General features: G+C 62.7%; 19 protein-coding genes and 2 pseudogenes. 10 read left to right on the forward strand and 11 right to left on the reverse strand.

Annotated features, from left to right (window positions below; translation table 11 throughout):
* Window positions 1–70 precede the first annotated feature (70 nt).
* On the forward strand, window positions 71–334 hold the full coding sequence (locus tag AC1DXM_RS26235) for a hypothetical protein (RefSeq protein WP_477237611.1): 264 nt from the start codon (window positions 71–73) through the stop codon (window positions 332–334).
* A gap of 453 nt (window positions 335–787) precedes the next feature.
* On the forward strand, window positions 788–2,011 hold the full coding sequence (locus AC1DXM_RS26240) for a flavin-containing monooxygenase (RefSeq protein WP_477237685.1): 1,224 nt from the start codon (window positions 788–790) through the stop codon (window positions 2,009–2,011).
* Between the two features lie 94 nt (window positions 2,012–2,105).
* On the opposite strand, the pseudogene AC1DXM_RS26245 reads toward AC1DXM_RS26240, so the two are convergent.
* Both AC1DXM_RS26245 and AC1DXM_RS26250 read right to left on the reverse strand, forming a co-directional pair.
* Window positions 2,106–2,252 (reverse strand): annotated as a pseudogene (locus AC1DXM_RS26245) (hydrogen peroxide-inducible genes activator); the annotation flags it as partial.
* Between the two features lie 33 nt (window positions 2,253–2,285).
* The gene (locus AC1DXM_RS26250) at window positions 2,286–3,194 is read right to left on the reverse strand and encodes a LysR family transcriptional regulator (RefSeq protein ID WP_477237613.1); all 909 of its coding nucleotides are present in this window, start codon (window positions 3,192–3,194) and stop codon (window positions 2,286–2,288) included.
* Between the two features lie 78 nt (window positions 3,195–3,272).
* Between AC1DXM_RS26250 and AC1DXM_RS26255 the strand changes: the two genes are divergently transcribed.
* Window positions 3,273–3,395, forward strand: a complete 123-nt coding sequence (locus tag AC1DXM_RS26255; RefSeq protein WP_477237615.1) for a hypothetical protein — start codon at window positions 3,273–3,275, stop codon at window positions 3,393–3,395.
* 12 nt (window positions 3,396–3,407) lie between these two features.
* Entirely contained in the window at window positions 3,408–3,932 is a 525-nt protein-coding gene (locus AC1DXM_RS26260) for a hypothetical protein (protein ID WP_477237617.1), read from the forward strand.
* Between the two features lie 87 nt (window positions 3,933–4,019).
* On the opposite strand, the gene AC1DXM_RS26265 is transcribed toward AC1DXM_RS26260, so the two are convergent.
* Window positions 4,020–4,928, reverse strand: coding sequence for a hydrogen peroxide-inducible genes activator (locus AC1DXM_RS26265; RefSeq protein ID WP_477237619.1), 909 nt, complete (start codon window positions 4,926–4,928; stop codon window positions 4,020–4,022).
* A gap of 140 nt (window positions 4,929–5,068) precedes the next feature.
* Between AC1DXM_RS26265 and katG the strand changes: the two genes are divergently transcribed.
* Complete coding sequence (gene katG / locus AC1DXM_RS26270) at window positions 5,069–7,264, forward strand: catalase/peroxidase HPI (RefSeq protein WP_477237621.1); 2,196 nt, start codon at window positions 5,069–5,071, stop codon at window positions 7,262–7,264.
* A gap of 64 nt (window positions 7,265–7,328) precedes the next feature.
* Here the strand turns inward: katG and AC1DXM_RS26275 are convergent, their stop codons facing one another.
* Complete coding sequence (locus AC1DXM_RS26275; RefSeq protein WP_477237623.1) at window positions 7,329–8,006, reverse strand: MIP family channel protein; 678 nt, start codon at window positions 8,004–8,006, stop codon at window positions 7,329–7,331.
* A 317-nt stretch (window positions 8,007–8,323) separates the two neighbouring features.
* Here AC1DXM_RS26275 and AC1DXM_RS26280 point away from each other — a divergent pair, with 317 nt between their 5' ends.
* The 5 genes and pseudogenes from AC1DXM_RS26280 to AC1DXM_RS26300 form a co-directional block, all read left to right on the forward strand.
* Window positions 8,324–9,613 (forward strand): RsmB/NOP family class I SAM-dependent RNA methyltransferase, encoded by a 1,290-nt coding sequence (locus tag AC1DXM_RS26280; RefSeq protein WP_477237625.1) that lies wholly within the window; start codon window positions 8,324–8,326, stop codon window positions 9,611–9,613.
* Between the two features lie 142 nt (window positions 9,614–9,755).
* The gene (locus AC1DXM_RS26285) at window positions 9,756–10,217 is read left to right on the forward strand and encodes a PaaI family thioesterase (protein ID WP_477237627.1); all 462 of its coding nucleotides are present in this window, start codon (window positions 9,756–9,758) and stop codon (window positions 10,215–10,217) included.
* On the forward strand, window positions 10,217–10,882 hold the full coding sequence (locus AC1DXM_RS26290; protein WP_477237629.1) for a 5'-methylthioadenosine/S-adenosylhomocysteine nucleosidase: 666 nt from the start codon (window positions 10,217–10,219) through the stop codon (window positions 10,880–10,882). The genes AC1DXM_RS26285 and AC1DXM_RS26290 overlap by 1 nt, the downstream gene beginning before the upstream one ends.
* Before the next feature lie 55 nt (window positions 10,883–10,937).
* Window positions 10,938–12,500, forward strand: coding sequence for a glutamine-hydrolyzing GMP synthase (gene guaA, locus AC1DXM_RS26295; protein WP_192250469.1), 1,563 nt, complete (start codon window positions 10,938–10,940; stop codon window positions 12,498–12,500).
* Between the two features lie 265 nt (window positions 12,501–12,765).
* Window positions 12,766–13,160: pseudogene (locus AC1DXM_RS26300) on the forward strand (Arm DNA-binding domain-containing protein); the annotation flags it as partial.
* Window positions 13,161–13,200: 40 nt separating this feature from the next.
* Here the strand turns inward: AC1DXM_RS26300 and AC1DXM_RS26305 are convergent.
* Genes AC1DXM_RS26305 through AC1DXM_RS26335 form a run of 7 tightly spaced genes read right to left on the reverse strand, consistent with a single transcriptional unit; the run spans window position 13,201 to window position 20,641 of the window.
* Window positions 13,201–13,710 carry an NADH-quinone oxidoreductase subunit B family protein gene (locus AC1DXM_RS26305; RefSeq protein ID WP_477237631.1) on the reverse strand — a complete coding sequence of 170 codons (510 nt, stop codon included), beginning with the start codon at window positions 13,708–13,710 and terminating at the stop codon, window positions 13,201–13,203.
* Window positions 13,711–13,722: 12 nt separating this feature from the next.
* Window positions 13,723–15,237 (reverse strand): hydrogenase large subunit, encoded by a 1,515-nt coding sequence (locus tag AC1DXM_RS26310; RefSeq protein ID WP_477237687.1) that lies wholly within the window; start codon window positions 15,235–15,237, stop codon window positions 13,723–13,725.
* A gap of 20 nt (window positions 15,238–15,257) precedes the next feature.
* A complete protein-coding gene (locus AC1DXM_RS26315; protein ID WP_477237633.1) occupies window positions 15,258–16,709 on the reverse strand; it encodes a hydrogenase 4 subunit F in 1,452 nt (483 codons plus the stop codon).
* Window positions 16,706–17,368, reverse strand: a complete 663-nt coding sequence (locus AC1DXM_RS26320; RefSeq protein WP_477237635.1) for a hydrogenase-4 component E — start codon at window positions 17,366–17,368, stop codon at window positions 16,706–16,708. Before AC1DXM_RS26320 ends, AC1DXM_RS26315 begins: the two co-directional genes overlap by 4 nt.
* Window positions 17,368–18,324 (reverse strand): respiratory chain complex I subunit 1 family protein, encoded by a 957-nt coding sequence (locus tag AC1DXM_RS26325; protein WP_477237637.1) that lies wholly within the window; start codon window positions 18,322–18,324, stop codon window positions 17,368–17,370. Before AC1DXM_RS26325 ends, AC1DXM_RS26320 begins: the two co-directional genes overlap by 1 nt.
* Entirely contained in the window at window positions 18,315–20,333 is a 2,019-nt protein-coding gene (gene hyfB / locus AC1DXM_RS26330; protein ID WP_477237639.1) for a hydrogenase 4 subunit B, read from the reverse strand. The genes AC1DXM_RS26325 and hyfB overlap by 10 nt, the downstream gene beginning before the upstream one ends.
* The gene (locus tag AC1DXM_RS26335; protein WP_477237641.1) at window positions 20,330–20,641 is read right to left on the reverse strand and encodes a helix-turn-helix domain-containing protein; all 312 of its coding nucleotides are present in this window, start codon (window positions 20,639–20,641) and stop codon (window positions 20,330–20,332) included. The genes hyfB and AC1DXM_RS26335 overlap by 4 nt, the downstream gene beginning before the upstream one ends.
* Window positions 20,642–20,732 lie beyond the last annotated feature (91 nt).

Consider the following 20,732-nt stretch of genomic DNA (forward strand, 5'->3'; position numbering starts at 1 on the left):
TCGATCTGTTGAGGCATTCGCTCGCTGATGCTATATTAGAGAGGCTGCAGGTTAAGGAGAGGGGAAACCTATGGTCAGACGCGGTTTGTTTGCGCGCACATTTGCCATTGGAGCTTTGCTCGCGATTTCGTCGATGGCAGGCACCTCTGGATTCGGTTTCATCGCATCAGCGGAAGCAAAGACGGTCGTCATCCAGAAGACCACCATCTACATTACAACACTTCCAACGGGCTGCGTGAAGACCACCTATAGTGGTGGGATCGTGATCTGGAAGTGCGGCACGAAATACTACCAGCCCTACAAAAACAGGTACGTGCTCATCTACATCAAATAGTGGGGACAGTATGGTGTGAGGCATAGGGCCCATTACGGCCCTGCGAGGCCTGCCAGGTAGACTACGAAGTACTTTTGATTTGGCGCTTTTTATATGCGTGGTAAGCTTTAGTAACGAAAGGACGACGTTCCTGACCGGAATGGTCCATGCTGTTGTATTTTTTACTTATGTATTTCTGATGTTTATACCTTGAGGCTTTGGTGCGATCTGGCGATCAGATGCAGGGATGAGGCGGCTGCCGGCTGACAAACCGCTACAGCTAGCTGAGAAGAGAACGCTTCCGCGAAGTAGGGATGGCTTCCATCCCTGGGGCTGTCGGAAACAGGCTCCTTGCGGTACATTGTCCTGGTTCAAGGGCGGCACGAAATGCCTCGCCGCATTGCGAGCGTGAGCGCCCTCGCCTCCGCCCTCGCACAATATTATTTTCGAAGTGGATCTTTGTTGGGGAACACGGTGGGGGGAATACTTGATGCCGTTGTCATAGGCGCCGGTTCGGCCGGGCTCGGCGCGAGCTATTTTCTGAAACAACAGGGGCTCAAGCATTGCGTGCTTGAACGAAGCCGCGTCGGCGAGACATGGCGAACACAGCGATGGGATTCCTTCCTGCTAAATTCGCCTAACATACGCTCGATCCTGCCCGGCGATGCCTACGACGGGCCGGATCCTTGGGGTGCAATCACACACCACGAATTCGTCGCCTATCTGGAGAGCTACATAGAGCGGCACCGATTGCCGGTGAGAACCGGGAGTCCGGTGCAGAAGCTGACAGGAGACAATGGTCATTATCGGATGACGACGCCGGATGGCCCGGTTCGGGCGCGCAACGTGGTGATCGCGGCTGGCAATCTGAATTGTCCGGTCCGCCCGCCCTGGTCCGCCGACCTGCCGCCGACGCTTCGCCAGATCGATTCCTCCGCATATCGCAGTGCGGCCGCACTTGACGACGGTGCGGTGCTGGTGGTCGGCAGCGGCCAATCGGGCGGCCAGATTGCCGAAGACCTAGTTCTGGCTGGGCGCTCCGTCTTTCTGGCGACATGCCGCAATGGCCGCTGGGTGCGACACTATCGCGGCGGCAGCATGCTCAACTGGCTGACCTTGAGTGGTCATCTCGATCTCCCGCGCCGGGAACTAATCCTGCCATCCGGCAAATTGCCACCGCGCCCGCTACTCGGCGCGACCCACACCATCAGCCTGCAGTCGCTCAGCGCGCAGGGCGTCGTTCTGCTTGGTCGATTCTTAGGGATGGACAACGAGAGTTTCGTCTTCGGCGATGAGCTTGACGACCATATTCGCTTTGCCGACGAGCTCTCCGCACATGCGAAGCGCCTGGTCGACCAGTATATCGAGCGCACGGGCCTTCACGCGCCGCCAGCCGAGGATGACCCGGCCGAAACGGTTGAGCCGCGACTGCCGAGCCCACCCATACGCTCGATCGACCTGGCGGCCAGCAGGATCTCTTCGGTAATCTGGTCTACCGGCTTTACTGGCGATTTCGGATGGATTGGGCTGCCCGGCGCGCTCGATGCAGTTGGTCAGCCCTTGCACGAGGATGGCATCGGCGTCGATCCCGGCATCTATTTCACCGGCCTCGATTTCGCATCAACGCGGAAGTCGGGCACGGTACCCGGCGTTGCCGAGGAGGCAGCCCGTCTGGTTGACCATCTCGCAAAGAGATGAGCCGATCTCGGATTGGATATTGAAGAAGACGAGGCGCCGCCAGGCACATCAACCATGAGCGCGCCACCTGACAGGGTGATCAATAGTTTGGCTATCACGCCGCCAGCACCGCTCCATCCGACCCACGAATGATCTTCGCCAGTTCCACGCAATCGTCATGCCGCACCTTGTTGCGGCGCCACGCCAGGCAGATCGTGCATTGCGGCATTGGCTCCTGGAACGGCACGATCTTGAGAGGAGGGAAGCGCCAAGGTTTCCGCCATCATTCTTTATTTCAGACCGCGGATTTGAGGTGGTCGATGAAGGCGCGCAGCTTAGGGAGGATCTGGCGCTTGCCGGGATGATAGAGGAAGACGCCCGGCGTCGTCGCCGCGATGTCGTCCAGCACGGACTCAAGTTTTCCCTGGGCAATCGGACCTTCGACGACGGGTTGAGGGATCTGCGCCAGCCCAATCCCACGCATCGCGGCTCCGAGCAATGTCGGGTAGTCGTGGGCGATCAGCGGGCCGGAGACCATGGCCTCGATCGCCTCGTTGCCGTCGACGAATGTCCAGGGTGCGATGGCGCCGTTCGAGCGGCGCAAGCGCAGGCAGGCGTGGTGGCGCAAGTCGTCGATACGCTCGGGGCGGCCGTGGCGCGCGATATAGTCAGGGCTGCCGACGACGACGAACGAGAAGGAAGGGGTCAGCCGCACCGCCACCATGTCGGTGGCAATGAACTGGCCGAGGCGAATGCCGGCATCGAACCCGCCGGTCGCCAGATCGACCATCTCGTCGCTCGCGGCGATCTCCAGTTCGATCTCGGGATAAGCCTGGCAGAATGACGCGATCACCGGCTCCAGGATCAACGGCACGACGGCGCGCGGCACTGACAGGCGCAGCAGGCCGGTCGGCCGCTGGCCGACATCACGCGCGGCCTCGCCGGCGGCGACGATCTCCTCGAAGGCAGGGCCGGCACGGTCGAGGAAGCGCTGACCGGCCTCGGTCAGACCGACGCTGCGTGTCGTGCGAACAAACAGCGCCGCGCCCATGCGCGCCTCTAGTGAGCGCACCGCCTGGCTCACGGCGGACGGCGTCACGCCGAGATCGGCGGCGGCGCGACGGAAGTTGCTGTGCCTGGCGACAGCCAGGAACACCTCGACGCCCTCCAGCGCACCGTGCCGGATTGTGTAGTTCTGCTTCATGGGTTGTTGTGATTACAGCGGCTAGTCGAACTATGGAAGCGGATTTAAGTAAGAGCTGAACCTCGGAGACATTTTGCCATGACCGATGAACTTGATGGGGTGCGCGACCACTATCGCGCGACCGGCCTGACTGAGCGGCTGAAGACGGTACGGCTCGGCATCCTGACCGCGGTGTTCGAGGCCGTGTCGATCAACAGCTGACAGGAGATCAGAATGTCGACGGAGATCGTCTTTCAGACCCATCTCGTTCTCGGCTATGTCGCGTGGCTACTGTGTTTTGGTGCGTACATCTGGCCTTGGCTCGGATCTATGGACCGGATCGCGGCGCAACGTGCTATCGCCACGCTGCACAGCTTCCGCTTCTTCGGCCTCGTCTTCATCCTTCCAGGCGTCGTCAGCCCCGATCTGCCCGCCAGCTTCGCCATCTTTGCCGCCTATGGCGACTTCGCAACCGGGCTGCTGGCCATGCTAGCGCTGCTCACCGTGAGGATACGCCGGCTCTTCTGGCTATTCGTCGTCGCCTTCAATGTCGTCGGAACGGTCGACCTCGTCGTCGACTATTACCAAGCTATCCAGGTCGACCTGCCTGCCCATGCGGGCCTGTTGGGGGCCACCTATGCGGTCCCGATCCTCTACGTGCCGCTGCTGATGATCACGCACATCGTCGCTTTCTATTTTCTATTCCGTCCGCACCAGAACGCGACGCACGCCATCGCAGACGATGATGCGGCTTCCTAGGTCATCATCTGGGAGCATGCGATGATCGCCAACCTGAAATCGCCGCGGACCTGTCTGTCCCGGGTTCTGTGACGCTTGGCTGGCCTTTTACGCCGCCAGCACCGCCTGATCCAGCCCACGAATGATCTTCGCCAGTTCCACGCATTCGTCGTGGCGCACCTTGTTGCGGCGCCACGCCAGGCAGATCGTGCGTTGCGGCATCGGCTCCTGGAATGGCACGATCTTGAGATCGGGCATGGCGCTGGCCGGTCTTGCCGCCATTTCCGGAATGAGCGTGACGCCGAGCCCATGCGCCACCATTTGCAGAAGTGTCGTCAGGCTGGTGGCTCCGTAGCTTGCCATCGCCACCGGGCGCACGCTGCCGCACAGCGCCAGCGCCTGTTCGCGCAGGCAGTGGCCTTCCTCCAGAAGCATCAGCCGCTCCAGCGCCGGGCTTTCCGGCGGCACCGGCGGCGAGGCAAAGGCCGGGTCGCCTGACGGCACGGCGAGGAAGAACCGGTCGGCGAACAGCGCCTCGGTAACCAGGCCGGGCTGGTCGAGTGGCAGCGCGGCGATGAAGGCGTCGAGCCGTCCCGTCGCCGTGTCCTCGACCAGCGATGCGGTCACCGCTTCGCGCAGTTCGAGCTGCAAAGCGGGAAAATGCCGCTTTAGCTCCGGCAGAACATGCGGCAGCAGATAGGGCGCCACGGTCGGGATGATGCCCAGCCGGAAGCGTCCTTCCATCGCCGGGCGGCCGCGCCGCGCCGTCGTCTCGACCTCGCTGATATCGCGCAGGATGCGCTCGATGCGCGGCAGCAGAGCCTGCGCCTCCTCGGTCATCCGCACCGTCTTTCCGCCGCGTTCGAACAGCCGGCAGTTCAGCCTTTGCTCCATCTCGGCGATTTGTGCGGACAGCGCCGGCTGGCTGACGCCGGCGAGCTTTGCGGCGCGGCCGAAATGCAGCGTTTGCGCCAAAGCCTCGAAATATTGCATCTGTCGGACGGTAAGACCAATCATAAGGAAAACCTATCGCAACAAACAGGAAAGGCAATTTGTTTTTATCGTGGAGACGGCCTAGTCTGGAACCGTTCCAGAGTGGCGCGGCTCCCGGCCGGCCCGGAAAACCAACACAGAAAATCAGCAATTCGGAGGCTAAGATGGACGCGAACACCGACGACAACAGCGCCGGCAAATGCCCGGTCGCGCATGGAACCTCCGCCAGGACCAACCGTGATTGGTGGCCGAACCAGCTCGACATCAGCGTTCTCCACCAGCAGTCGAGCCTTTCCGATCCGATGGGCGAGGCGTTCGATTACGCCGAGGAATTTAGGAGTCTCGACCTCGATGCGGTGATCAAGGACCTGCACAAGGTGATGACGGATTCGCAGGATTGGTGGCCGGCCGACTTCGGCCATTACGGGCCGCTGTTCATTCGCATGGCCTGGCACAGCGCCGGCACCTATCGTATCGGCGACGGCCGCGGTGGCGCCGGCGCCGGCCAGCAGCGTTTCGCGCCGCTGAACAGCTGGCCGGACAACGCCAATCTCGACAAGGCGCGCCGGCTGCTGTGGCCGATCAAGCAGAAATACGGCCGCAAGATTTCCTGGGCCGATCTGTTGATCCTCACCGGCAATGTCGCGCTGGAATCGATGGGCTTCAAGACCTTCGGCTTCGCCGGTGGCCGCGCCGACGTCTGGGAGCCCGAACAGGACGTCAACTGGGGTTCGGAAACCAAATGGCTCGACGACAAGCGCTATTCCGGTGACCGTGAACTGCAAGGCCATCTTGGCGCCGTGCAGATGGGGCTGATCTACGTCAATCCGGAAGGGCCGAACGGCAAGCCCGATCCGCTGGCCTCGGCGCGCGATATCCGCGAGACCTTCGGGCGCATGGCGATGAACGACGAAGAGACGGTGGCACTGATCGCCGGCGGCCACACCTTCGGCAAGACCCATGGCGCCGGTGATGCAGCGCTTGTTGGCGCCGAGCCGGAAGGCGCCGGCATCGAGGCGCAAGGCCTCGGCTGGTCGAGCAAGTATGCGTCAGGCATTGCCGGCGATGCGATCACGTCGGGCCTCGAAGTCACCTGGACGACGACGCCGACCAAGTGGAGCAACAACTTCTTCGACAATCTGTTCAACTTCGAATGGGAGCTGACCAAGAGCCCCGCCGGCGCTCATCAGTGGACGCCGAAAGGCGGTTCCGGCGCCGTTACGGTGCCGGACGCCCACAACCCGGGCAAGCGCCATGCACCGGCCATGCTCACCACCGACCTCGCGCTGCGTGCCGACCCGGCCTATGAGAAGATCTCGCGGCGTTTCCATGAGCACCCCGAGCAGTTCGCCGACGCCTTCGCCCGCGCCTGGTTCAAGCTGACCCATCGCGACATGGGTCCGATCGTGCGCTATCTCGGCCCGCTGGTGCCGAAGGAAGAGCTGATCTGGCAGGATCCGGTGCCGGCAATCGACCATGAACTGGTCAGCGACCAGGATATCGCTTCCCTGAAGGCCAAGATCCTGGCTTCGGGCCTCACCGTTTCGCAGTTGGTTTCGACCGCCTGGGCCTCGGCCTCGACCTTCCGCAACTCCGACAAGCGCGGCGGCGCCAATGGCGCACGCATTCGTTTGGCACCGCAGAAGGACTGGGAGGTCAACCAGCCAGCCGAACTGGCCAAGGTGCTGGCAAAGCTCGAGGCCATCCAGAAGGAGTTCAGCGTTGGCGGCAAGAAGGTGTCGCTGGCCGACCTCATCGTGCTTGGCGGTGTCGCCGCGGTCGAAAAGGCCGCGACGGATGGCGGCAACGCGGTGAAGGTGCCGTTCACGCCGGGCCGCACCGACGCCTCGCAAGCGCAGACCGACGTTCATTCCTTCGCCGCGCTCGAGCCGAAAGTCGATGGCTTCCGCAATTATGTCGGCGGTAAGTTGCCGATGTCGGTCGAAGCGTTGCTGGTCGACCGCGCGCAATTGCTCAACCTGACGGCGCCGGAAATGACGGTGCTGGTCGCCGGCCTGCGCGTACTCGGTGCCAACGCCGGCGGCTCGAAGCATGGTGTGCTCACCGACAGGCTGGGCGCGCTGACGAACGACTTCTTCGTCAACCTGCTGTCAATGAGCACCGTCTGGGATCCAGCCTCCGAACCGGGCTCGCACGAGGTCTACGAAGCGCGCGATCGCAAGACCAAGGCGGTCAAATGGACCGCTACCCGCGCCGACCTGATCTTCGGCTCGCATGCGCAGTTGCGCGCGCTGGCCGAGGTCTACGGGTCGGCGGACGCCGGGCCGAAATTCGTTGGCGATTTCGTCAAGGCTTGGACCAAGGTAATGAACGCCGACCGCTTCGACATCGTCGGCTGATCGCAGCCCTCCCGACAAAAAGGCGCGGGCCGAGGCCCGCGCCTTTTTGTTTATGCCTTCGAAATCAGTCCTTTTCGAAGATGCGCGCCTTGGCGACGACGCCGGCAATGGCGCCACCGATCAGCGGCGCAACGATGAACAGCCAGAGCTGGCTGAGCGCGGCGCCACCGGTAAACAGCGCCGGGCCGATCGAACGTGCCGGATTGACCGAGGTGCCGGTCACCGGGATCATGGCGAAGTGCAACCCTGCCAGGGTCAGGCCGATGACCAGTCCGGCGAACGCAGTCGAGTGCTTTTCCGCGGTGACGCCGAGGATGACGATGACGAAGGTGAAGGTGCCGATCAGCTCCCACAGGAAGGCCGAGCTCATCCCCCATTTCGCCACGTCCCAGCCATTGGCGCCGAAGCCGGTGGTGTGTCCGCCGGTCTGGCCGGAAACGATGATCCACAGCGCCAGCGAGGCCAGGATGGCGCCGATGACCTGCGCGATCCAATAGGGGATCACATCCTTGGCCGGCAGCCGGCCGGCAAGGAAGACACCGAGTGTGACGGCTGGATTGAGATGCGCGCCGGAAATCGGCCCGACCGCATAGGCAGCCGCAATCAAGCCGATGCCGAACGCCAGGCCGATGGCTTCCTGGCCGAGCGGCAGGTCGGCCAGAAAGCCGCCCGTCGCCACCGACGCCGTGCCGATGAACACCAACAGAAATGTCCCTAGAACTTCCGCAAGATACGTTTTCATTGCCCTCTCCTCGTATCGATCCGCGGGTCCGCGTTTTCTGCGCTGCGAATCATGGCGCAAAGAGTATTCCCAACGCAAAAGCTTGGAAAGCAGAGCAGTTGCTTCACAGGTCATGCTTGCGGCGGCCAGTTACCAACATTAGAGGCTCCGCATATATTGGAGATTTGCTTTCGCTGGCGGGCGGACATTTGCCGGCCGGGGAAATTCGCCGACCCTGATCGCAATGGCCTTGTCGCCGCCAAACGCAAGCGGGGTTCAATCTCGACGTGAAAGGCTCTAAGAGCAGGCCGGGAAAGCTCGATTGAATGGAATGACGAATGCGACTGGGCGGACGGCTGGCGGCAGCCATCGAAGTGCTGGAAGACATTGGCCGGCGCCATCGGCCGGTAGCCGATGCGCTGAAGGATTGGGGCCTGTCGCATCGCTTCGCCGGCGGTGGTGACCGCGCGGCGATCGGCAACATTGTCTACGATGCGCTGCGCCACAAGCGTTCCGCCGGCTGGCTGCTGGGTGAAGACACGCCACGTGCCATCGGCTTCGGTGCGCTGCTCATCGAATGGGGCCAGACGGCGCAATCGCTCAACGATGCGCTCGACGGCGACAAGTTCGCGCCGCCGCTGCTCAGTGCCGGCGAGTTGCAGGCGCTGGCCGAACGCCGGCCTGAAGACGCGCCGGAGGCGGTGAGGGCAGACATTCCCGACTGGTGCGCGCCGCTGTTCGAGCGAGCCTTTGGCGCAGGCTGGGTCGAGGAGGGCGCAGCTCTGGCCACCCGCCCGCCGCTCGATATAAGGGTAAACACGCTGCAGGCCGACCGTGCCAAAGTGTTGGCAGAACTCGCCGACACCGGCGCCAAACCGGCCGCTATCGCGCTGCAAGGCATCCGCATTCCGCCCATCGACGGCGATGGCCGGCATCCGAATGTGCAGGCGGAGCCGGCCTTCCAGAAAGGCTGGTTCGAGGTCCAGGACGAGGGCTCGCAGATCGTTGCGGCGCTGGCCGGGGCGCAAGCCGGCATGCAGGTGCTCGACTTCTGCGCCGGCGCCGGCGGCAAGACGCTGGCCCTGTCGGCGGCGATGGCCAACAAAGGCCAGGTTTTCGCCCACGACGCCGAAAAGGCGCGGCTGGCGCCGATCTTCGACCGCGTCCGCCGTTCGGAAAACCGCAATGTGCAGGTGGTCACCAAGCCGGCCGAACTTAGCCCCCTCGCGGGCCATATGGACATCGTGCTCGTCGATGCGCCCTGCACCGGCAGCGGCACCTGGCGGCGCCGTCCCGATGCCAAATGGCGGCTGACACAGAGACAGCTCGATGCCCGCAAGAACGAACAGTCGGCGATCCTTGATGCCGCTAAAACCTATGTCAAACCTGGTGGCCTCCTGGTCTACATCACCTGTTCGGTGTTCGATGAGGAGAATGGCGAGCAGATCGCCGCCTTCCGCGAGCGCCACAAGGGCTTCGTCCCGGTCGATCATCGCGCACTCTGGGATATCAGCTTTCCCGGCCATGCAGCGGCCGCGCGGGTTGGCAAGGCCGGCGACATCTCGCTGTCGCCAGCGCTGAGCGGCACCGACGGGTTCTACTTCTGCGCGCTGCGCCGGGCGGCCTAAGCCTTGCCGCAAATCGGCTGACGCCAGCCGGCTTGCATTGCCTGGCGGCAGGGAAGCGCCGATTGCTGCAGTGCAGCAAAAGCATTTGCCTGCCGTTCCAGCCTCTGCGATAAGCTTCTGCAGATCAATCAGGGCGATAGCCATGACAGCAGCAAAGATCGTACCGGCTCCCGACTACGAGGATCGCGTCAGGGCGTCCTTCGCGCGCCAGCAGGCCATGGCGACGATCGGCGCCGAGCTGACGCTGGTAACGCCTGGCATCATCGAGATCGAGATGCCCTATTCGGCGGCACTCACCCAGCAGCATGGTTTCCTGCATGCCGGCGTGATTTCGACGGCGTTGGACTCGGCCTGCGGCTATGCCGCGTTTTCGCTGATGCCGGAAAATTCCGGTGTGTTGACCATCGAGTTCAAGGTCAACCTCCTGGCGCCGGGCCGGGGCGAGCGTTTCCTGTTTCGCGGCTCGGTAACCAAACCCGGCCGCACCATCATCGTCGCAGACGGCCAGGCCTATGCCTTTGCCGTCGACGGCGAGGCCAAGCTGATCGCCACCATGACCGGGACGATGATGACGGTGGTCGGGCGTGACGGGATTGCAGGCTGATGGCCAAAATTACGCGCATTGGCGGCAAAAATGTCCTCTTCGTCATGGCCGCGCAGGCCGAGTACGGTCCGCATCTGCAGAAACTGTTCATGCCGCTGATGACGGGCGTCGGCCCGGTCGAGGCAGGCGTGCGCCTCGGCGCCGAACTGTCCTGGCTGAAATCCGAGAAGACGCTGCCCGATCTCGTCGTCTCGCTCGGCTCCGCCGGCAGCCGCACGCTTGAGCAGACGGAAATCTACCAGGCCGTCTCGGTTAGCTATCGCGACATCGACGCCTCGCCCTTAGGGTTCGAGAAGGGCGCAACGCCGTTTCTCGATTTGCCGGCAACCGTGCCGCTGCCGTTTCGGATTCCCGACATCAAGGAGGCCAGCCTGTCGACCGGCGGCGCCATCATCACCGGCGGCGCCTATGACGCAATCGCCGCCGATATGGTCGACATGGAGACCTTCGCTTGCCTGCGCGCCTGCCAACTGTTCGATATCCCGCTGATCGGCCTGCGCGGCATTTCCGACGGCGCGGCTGACCTGCGGCATGTCGGTGGCTGGACTGAATATCTGCATGTCATCGACGAGAAGCTGGCGGATGCTGTCATGCGCCTCGAACAGGCCATCGGGTCCGGCCTGCTGCGCAAGGAACAGCCTGGGGACGAGCCGTCGCCGCTCTGAAAGTCGGGTTACACAACCCATTGCGCCGACTCGTTTCTTTCTCTAAAGGCTCGCCATGACGACAGCCAATCATCCCGATACAGTCCTGATTGTCGATTTCGGCAGCCAGTTTACGCAGCTCATCGCCCGCCGCATCCGCGAGGCTGGCGTGTTTTCCGAGATCGTGCCGTTCCAATCGGCCGAAGCTGCCTTCAAGCGCATAAATCCCAAAGCCGTGATCCTGTCTGGCGGTCCCGCCTCGACATCGGACATAGGCAGCCCGCGCGCGCCGCAGATCGTCTTCGATGCCGGCGTGCCGGTGCTCGGCATCTGTTACGGCCAGATGGCGCTGTGCGTGCAGATGGGCGGCGTTGCCGAAAGCTCAAACCATCGCGAATTCGGCCGCGCCTTCGTTGAGATCGAGAAGGACAGCCCGCTGTTTGAAGGCCTGTGGGCACCGGGCCAGCGCCACCAGGTATGGATGAGCCATGGCGACCGCGTCATCTCGCTGCCGAAGGGGTTCGAAGTCTTCGGCAAGTCGGAAGGCTCGCCCTTCGCCATCTTCGGCAATGTCGCGCGCAAGATGTACGGCATCATGTTCCACCCCGAAGTGGTGCATACGCCAGATGGCGCCAGGCTGCTCAGGAACTTCGTCCACAACATTGCCGGCATCGAAGGCGACTGGACCATGCGCGCCTATCGCGAGCATGCCGTCGAGACCATCCGCAAGCAGGTCGGCAAGGGCAAGGTGATCTGCGCGCTGTCGGGCGGTGTGGATTCTTCCGTCGCCGCGCTGTTGATCCATGAGGCGGTCGGCGACCAGCTCACCTGCATCCTCGTCGACCATGGCCTGATGCGCAAGGACGAGGCCGCGGGGGTGGTGGCGATGTTCCGCCAGCACTACAATTTGCCGCTCATTCTGGTCGACGCTTCGGAAAAATTCATCTCGGCGCTGGAAGGCGAGTCCGACCCTGAGAAAAAGCGCAAGACCATCGGCCGGCTCTTCATCGAAGTGTTCGAGGAAGAGGCCAAGAAATTAGGGGGTGCCGATTTCCTGGCGCAAGGCACACTCTATCCCGACGTTATCGAAAGCGTCTCCTTCACGGGTGGCCCGTCGGTGACCATCAAGTCGCACCACAATGTCGGCGGCCTGCCGGCGCGCATGAATATGCAGCTGGTCGAGCCGCTGCGCGAACTGTTCAAGGATGAGGTGAGGGCGCTGGGCAAAGAGCTCGGCCTGCCCGAAAGCTTTATCGGCCGCCATCCGTTCCCGGGGCCTGGCCTCGCCATCCGCTGCCCAGGCGGCATCACCCGCGAAAAGCTCGAAATCCTGCGCGAGGCCGACGCCATCTATCTCGACGAGATCCGCAAGGCCGGCCTCTACGACGCCATCTGGCAGGCTTTCGCCGTGCTTTTGCCGGTGCAGACCGTCGGCGTCATGGGCGACGGCCGCACCTACGAATTCGTCTGCGCGCTCCGCGCCGTCACCTCGGTCGACGGCATGACCGCCGACTTCTACCACTACGACATGGCCTTCCTGGGCGCCGCCGCCACCCGCATCATCAACGAGGTCAAGGGCATCAACCGTGTTGTTTACGACGTGACGTCGAAACCGCCAGGAACGATCGAGTGGGAGTGATTCAGACCCACTCAAACGCCGCCGGAAATACGCCAATGTGCGACGTAACATACTGAAAACAAAAATAAATCCTTCCAGGAACAATCAGCGACGATCGGTACGCAGAGATTGGCTTTGACGGACCGCTTGACGGACCTTCCGCATATTTGCCCACCCGAATTTTTCTAAGTACCGTCGGAGCGAATGAGGCTCGTGACGGTACTTTTTTGTACCTTAAGGCATTGAAGGAAAAAGGAAGTTCCTGCCGCGGAGCCTCGAAACCGTACTGACGGTACTTTTCAGGAGGCAATGGGTACTGACGGACGCCACCCTTAAGGCACTGAAACCAGGAGAGAAAATCTACAAGATTGCTGACCGTGACGGGATGTATGTCCGCGTCATGCCCAGTGGCGCGATCTCGTTTCGGTTGGACTATAGGCTGAATGGACGCCGCGAGACGGTCTATCTCGGCAGATATGGCAGAGACGGCATCTCGCTCGCGTTGGCCCGAGAGAAGTGTGCCTCGACGCGAAGCGCGCCATTGGCGAAGGGCGATCGCCGGCGATCGAGAAGCAGCGCGACAAGCGCCGCCTGAAAGAGGCAAAGAGTTTTGGCGAATTCGGCGAGAAATGGCTGAAAGCCGCGCCGATGGCATTGGATGGAAGGCTGACCCAAAAAGCGACGGCATCGACATTCAACCGGGGAGCACCAGTCGTTGCATTCACCCCTCAATCAAGGCGAGCAGGCCCTTCAGAATTTCGATTGGGGGCGGCGGGCAGCCTGGAATATGCAGATCGACAGGCAGCACCTCCGACACCCCGCCCACAACGGCATAGCTGCCGGCGAAACAGCCGCCGTTCCTGGCGCAGTCGCCGAGTGCGACTACCCATTTGGGGTTGGGTGTCGCATCCCAGGTACTCTTCAACGCCTCGCGCATGTTCTTTGTGACCGGCCCTGTGACAAGCAGCACATCGGCATGGCGCGGCGACGCGACGAAACGGAATCCAAAGCGCTCGATGTCGTAGAAAGCGTTGTTGAGCGCGTGCATTTCGAGTTCACAACCGTTGCAGGAACCGGCGTCGACTGCGCGGATCGACAGGCTACGTCCCAGCCGTTTGCGAGCGGCACCATCAAGGGCGTGGGCGAGCTCGTCGATCGCGGCTTCGCGTGCCAAGGGTGGGGGCTCGGTGAGCGGGGGTCGTATCAGGCTTTCGAAGAGGAGCTTGCGCATGATGGCGTGCCTTTAGAGATCATGGCCGGAATAGGAGCAGTTGAACGACTTGTTACAGAGCGGAAAGTCGGCAACGATGTTGCCTTCGATCGCTGCTTCAAGAAGCGGCCATTGAAACCATGACGGGTCACGCAAGTGGCAGCGCTCGACCAGGCCGCCTTCGCCGATGCGCAGCCAGGCCAGGATATCGCCGCGGAATCCTTCGACCAGCGCCATACCTTCACGCGGGCCGTTCGTAGGGGGGGCATTGGCGCGCGCCGCGTCGCCACCCGGCAGCCGTTGCAGGATCTGTTCGACCAGCGACAAGCTCTGCTCGACTTCGCGAATGCGGATCCAGACGCGGGCATTCACGTCGCCCTCCTCAAGGACAGGTACGTCGAAAGTGAGTTCGTCGTAAGGGGGGTAGCCCGGACTGCGCCGTGCATCGAAGTGACGGCCGGAGGCGCGGCCGACATAGCCGCCGGCTGCATATTGCCGGGCAAGCTCCACCTTGAGTCGGCCGGTTCCGACGGTGCGGTCCTGCAGCGAGGCGGTGTTGTCGTAGAGTTCAATCAGGCGAGGAAAGCGTTGCCTGATCTCCGCGATCACCGACCGAACCGCGCGCTCTCCCTCTTCGCGCAGGTTGCTTGCCACCCCTCCAGGCACGATGCAATCGCGCATCAAACGATGGCCGAAGGCGGCATCGCTGGCACGCAAAACGCGTTCGCGCAGCACGCCGCAATGGGCGTGCATGAGTGCGAAGGCCGCGTCGTTGCAGATGGCGCCGATATCGCCGAGATGGTTGGCAAGCCGCTCCAGCTCGGCCATCATTGCCCGCAGCCAGAGGGCACGCGGCGGGACCTCGACACCGAGCGCTGCTTCGACCGCGCGGGCAAAGGCAAGCGAATAGGCCACTGTGCTGTCGCCGGAGGTCCTGCCTGCCAGTCCGGCGGCGCGATCGATGGGCGAACCCGCCATTAAACCTTCTATGCCCTTGTGAACATAGCCGAGACGCTCTTCCAGCCGCACCACCGTTTCGCCGCTTGCGGTGAATCGGAAATGCCCAGGCTCGATGATGCCGGCATGCACGGGCCCGACCGGAATCTGGTGGAGGCTGTCGCCTTCCGCGGCAAGGAAGCGGTAGGAAGACGCCACGGCTGGAGGCTGTGGCCGCGTCGCCAGGGGATGGCTGCTCCCCCAATGGCCATGGTCAAGCCAGCGACGGGTATCGGGAAGCCCCTGCGGCAGCAACCCGAAAAGGTCAGCGGCAGCACGCTCAAGCCGCAAAGCGGGCGGATGCCGCTGGCCGACAGATGGGTAGCGACCGCCAGGGCATTGCAGACTGATGACGCCGATGTCTCGAACCTCGTCGAGAAGCGCCATGTGGACGGTGTTCGGCTCCCCCCAGAGGCCGAGCAGGCTCCAGCGGCCCTCAGCGAGTTGCTCGACGGCAAGGCTCCAGATTTTCGGAGCCACCACGGCGCGCCTCGAAGGCGCGTGATGTTCGGCAGGACGGCCGGCCTCGATGAGGTCGACCAGCGCCGGCATGCTTCTTTTGCTCATCCGCTTCATCCCAGAATGGCCGCGACATGCTGGAACCACGTGACCAGGGGCGATGGCAGATATACGCCGGCGCCAAATACCAACGCCAGATGGGAATACATCGGCACGTAGGATGCCTCGACGGGCGCGGTGCTGCCGCGCGGCTCGCCGAAGGCGACGCCGATCAGCCGCAGCAGCAGGGCGCCGAAGGCGAGCAGAAGCCCGAACACCAACGGGATCGCCAGAAGCGGTTGCCTGGCAAAAGTCGAACTCACGACCAGGAATTCGCTCATGAAGATGCCGAGCGGCGGCAGGCCGGCGATGGCGATGACACCGATGACCAGCGCCCAGCCAAGCCCCGGATGGGTTTCCGTCAGCCCTCTTATGTCGGCGATCTTTTGCGTCCCCTTGACCTGCGCGATGTGGCCGACCGCAAAGAAGATCGCCGACTTGGTCAGGCTGTGCATGACCATATGCAGCAGGCCGGCAAAGTTCGCGAGCGGACCACCCATGCCAAAAGCAAAGACGATGATGCCCATATGTTCGATCGAAGAGTAGGCGAACAGGCGTTTGATGTCGCGGCGGCGGTAGAGCATGAAGGCGGCGAAGATGAGGGAGGTGAGCCCCATCGTGACCATCAACGGTCCCGGGGGTATCGCCTGCGGACTTGCTGCCAGCACCAGCTTGAAGCGCAGCACGGCATAGAGCGCGACATTCAAAAGCAGACCCGACAGCACCGCGGAAATTGGCGTTGGGCCTTCCGCATGCGCGTCGGGCAGCCAGGCATGCAAGGGGGCAAGGCCGACCTTGGTGCCGTAGCCGAGCAGCAGAAAGACGAAGGCGACGTTGAGCAAAGCCGGGTCGAAACGCGCGGCATGTTCGATCAGCACGGTCCACACCATGGCATTCGTGCCCGCGCCGACCACCGGTTGGGCGGCCATGTAGACGAGGATGGTGCCGAAGAGGGCGAGCGCAATGCCGACGCTTCCCAGAATGAAATATTTCCAGGCGGCTTCCAGCGCTTCATGGGTGCGATAGATGCCGACCATGAGCACGGTGGTCAGCGTGGCAAGCTCCACCGCCACCCACATCAAGCCGATATTGTTCGAGACGAATGCGAGGTTCATGCCGAACATCATGATCTGGTACATGGCGTGGTAGAACCGCAAGTTCGGTGCGGTCAGCCGGCCGGTGTCGAGCTCGTGCGCAATGTAGGAGGCACTGAACACACTGGTGGTGAAGCCGACGAATGTGTTGAGCACGATGAAGACGATGTTGAGATCGTCGACCAGCAGATACTGCCCCGGCTGCGGCCGGTCGGTGACAAGAAGCGACAGCGCGGCAAGCCAGGTCAGGAAGCTGGCGAAGACATTCAGTCGTGCCGTCACCCGATAGTTCGGCAGCACGGCCATGAGTGCCGCAGCCGCTGGCGGTATCAGCAAAATGGCGGCCACCGCATCGAAGGAAAACCCGGTCAACGGCGTTCTCCCCTGTAGTCGTCGAGCGCACCGACATCCACCGAGTCGAACCTTTCGCGGATGCGGAACAGGAAGACGCCGATGACGATGAAGGCGATCAGGATCGAGAAGGCGACGCTGATCTCGACGACCAGCGGCATGCCCTTGGCGCCCGTGGCGGCCAGCACCAGGCCGTTCTCGAGCGACATGAAGCCGACAACCTGGCTGACGGCATTTCGGCGGGTGACCATCACCAGCAGCCCGAGCAGAATGATGGACAGCGCGAAGGCCAGATCCTCGCGCGCCAGCGGATCGGCCTCAGCGGTGACCCGCAGCATCAGGACCATGGAGAGCGTCACCAGACCAATTCCCGCCAGCATGGTCGGACCGATGCCGACGGCGGTCTCGATGTCGCGATGGATGCCGAGCCGCTGAATGATGCGATGAAGCCCGACGGGAATGACGATCGCCTTGAACACGAGGGCGATCGCGGCGGTCACGTAGAGATGATGGGCGTCCTGGATGTATGCCTGCCAGGCCACGGACAGAGCGAGGACGACCGCATGCAATGCAAACACGTTGATCAGCGCAAAGAGGCGATCCTGATACAGCATCATGAAACTAACCAGCACCAGGCCACCGGCAAGCAGATGGGCGATGTCGAAGGTGAGACCGTTCATCAAAGGCTCCGTGAGACGAACAGCAAGAGTGTGCCGAGCAGGGCCAGCATGAGCGCCGCCCCGAGGAAATCCGGAACACGGAAGACACGCATCTTGGCGATGGCGGTTTCGAATACGGCAAGGAGAATGCCGCAGACGGCAAGCTTGCTGACATAGGCGACGACGCCCAGACCGTAGGAAGCCGGCCCGGCCTGGGCAGTCACCAGTCCCCAGGGGACGAAGACGCAGGAAATCAGCGAGACATAGAGCAGCAGCTTCAGGAAAGCGGCAAACTCGATCATCGCCAGATGGCGGCCGGAATATTCCAGCACCATCGCCTCGTGAACCATCGTGAGCTCCAGATGGGTTGCCGGATTGTCCACCGGCACGCGGGCGTTTTCGGCGATCGCCACGATGACGAGAGCGATGAGCGACATGCCGAGCGACACCCGCAGACCGACATCGGGCGAAGCCATGAAGGCGGCGACGGTGGAGAGCTGCGTCGCTCCGGCGACGAGCGCGAGGCTGAACACGATCAGAAGCATGGCGGGCTCAGCCAATGAAGCGATCATGACCTCGCGACTTGAACCGATGCCGCCAAAACTCGTGCCGACATCCATCCCCGCCAGCGCCAGAAAGAAGCGGGCGCTGCCAAGCAGCGCAACGATGGCTATCAGATCGGCGGTCCAGCTGAAGGTAAGGCCGGTTGCGAACGTCGGGATGAGCGCGGCAGCGACCCAGGTGGCGGCGAAGATCAGGTAGGGTATGACGCGAAACAGCCAGGATGCGTTGTCCGCCAGGACGACTTCCTTGCGCATAAGCCGCAACAGATCCCGGTAGGGCTGGATCAGGGAAGGCCCCTGGCGCCGCAGCAGTCTCGCCTTCACCTTGCGCACGAAGCCGGTCAGCAGCGGTGCAAGCAAAAGCACCAGCATCATCTGTGCGCCCTGGACAGCCAACTGAAGGATCAGGGCCATAGCGCGAGCACCGTGAGCAAGGTGACGAGATAGAGGAAAACGAGAGTCAGATAGCGCCGAATGGTCAGGAACTGCAGGCGGTTCAACTTCAGGGTTGCAAAATCGATGGCGCCAGCGATCGGCTGATAAAAAGCCTCCCAGACCACATCGTGCATTTCGACAGTCAAACGCGCCGGGCCAGTCGCGCCGGGCGGTGGCATCTCTACCGTTTCCCTGGCCCGGAACGCGAATGTGCCGAAGACGCGGCGAATGGGCTGCGCGAAGCTGACTGCCGTGTATTGCGCGACCGGCGTAACGTCCGGCAAACCACAGCCCCAGGCGGGGCTCCAGCGGAGCGCATGCGAGGCGAAGCGGTGGATCACGACTGCTGCGAGCGATGCGGAAGCAGCGATGAAAAGGAACACCAGCAGGCCATTGTAGGAGCTGCGGCTCTCGGCGATCGGTACGATCGACAGCCAGGGCTGCGCCATCTGCACCGGCATGCGGTTGCCGATGAGCGAAAGCGTCACCGGTGAAAGGCCGTCTATGACGAGGCCCGGCAGAATGCCGGCAAGCAGGCAAAGTGCCGCGAGGATGAACATTGCCGCCAGCGAATAGCGATCGACCTCGTGCGCACGTTCCACCACGGCGGTCCGGGGCCGGCCGAGAAATGTAATTCCGAACGCCTTCACGAAACAGGCCGCCGCCAGCGCCGCCGACAATGCCAGCAGGCCACCAACGGCAGGCACCATGACCTTCAGACCCCACTGCGGCAGGTCAGGGCTCTGCAATATGGCTTGGAAGGCCAGCCATTCGGAGACGAAGCCGTTGAAGGGCGGAAGCGCGGAGATCGAAACGCAGCCGACGAGAACGACAAAACTGGTCAGCGGCATGCGGTGGATAAGACCGCCCAGTTTCTCCATGTTGCGCTCGCCGGTCGCTGTGAGCACGGCGCCAGCGCCGAAAAACAGCAGGCTCTTGAACAAGGAATGGTTGAGAACGTGGAACAGAGCGGCGGTGAGCGCCAGTGCCGCAGCCAACGGCATGGCGTTCGCCTTGAAGGCAAGCGCGAGGCCAAGGCTGACGAAGATGACGCCGATGTTTTCGATCGTGCTGTAGGCGAGGAGCCGCTTGAGATCCTTTTCCATCAATGCGTAGAGGATGCCGAGAACCGCGGTCAGACCGCCGAGGAAGAGCACTACGACGCCCGCCCACCAGGCCGGCTCGCCGAGTAGGTCGAAAACGACGCGTATGAAGCCATAGACGGCGACCTTGGTCATGACGCCGCTCATCAGGGCGGAGACATGGCTCGGTGCCGCCGGATGGGCGAGCGGCAGCCAGACATGCAAAGGGACAAGGCCGGCCTTGGAGCCGGCGCCGAGCAGCATGAGGCCAAGGACTGCGGCGGCGACGAACCGGCTTGGCTCGCCGGCACGCATCGCGTCGAATGTGTAGGTTCCGGCCGGTCCGGCCAGCAGACCGAAGGCGAGCAGCAGCGCCAACGTGCCGAAGCTTGCCATCACCAGATAGATGTAACCTGCCCGCGTATTGTCCTGTTCGCGATGGTGCGCCATGACGAGCGCCCAGGAGGCGAGCGACATGAACTCCCAGGACAGCAGAAAAGTGAAGGCGTCGTCGGCCAGCACGACAAGGTTCATTCCAGCGAGGAAGGCCGGGTAGAACGGCAGCACCCGATGCGGCGCGGATTCATGCCTGCCGTAGCCGAGGCCATAAAGACTGGCCATGGCGCCGCCGAAGTTGACGACGACGAGGAAGAAAGTCGAGAGCGCATCCAAACGGAAATGAGCGCCGATCCAGGGCAGTCCAAGTGGCAGCGTGACGGTTGAGATGCCGGCAGGATCGCCTGCCAGCGCGCTTGTGACGATCACGAACAGGGCGGCCGATATGCCAAGCGTTGCGCCATAGACCAGACGTGTCGCCGAACCACGTCGGCTGACCGCGACAGCCCCTATGGCGGTTCCGAGAAGCGCGGCGACGCCGCACAAGGGAAGGGCAACGATCGGCGTCACGGCAGGCTCTCGCCGGAGCCGGTCTCCGCATCGTCGGCGCCGGAAATCCTGGCTGGGTTGAAGCCCACCTTGAGCCGCACCCCACGCCCACCAGCCTGGCTGGTCGCACCTTCCCCGATCAACTCGATGCCGGCGACCTCAAGCGCTGCGATCAATTTCATCAGGGAATCGACATTACCCCGGATCATCCACTCGCTGGCTTCCATGCGCTGAATTGTCGGCACCGAAAGGCCGGACAATTCGGCAAGTCTGCGCTGATCGATGCCGAGCAGCGCCCTGGCGGCGCGCAACTGCGGAGCAGTTATCACAAATCGCCCCTTTTTCAGCTTTGAGACATAAGCTCTACGCGTTGCAGCATACATTGAAATGTGTTACAGTCAATAAATGATGTTTTAGATA

It is taken from the genome of Mesorhizobium sp. P3_A2 (genome assembly GCF_056403115.1).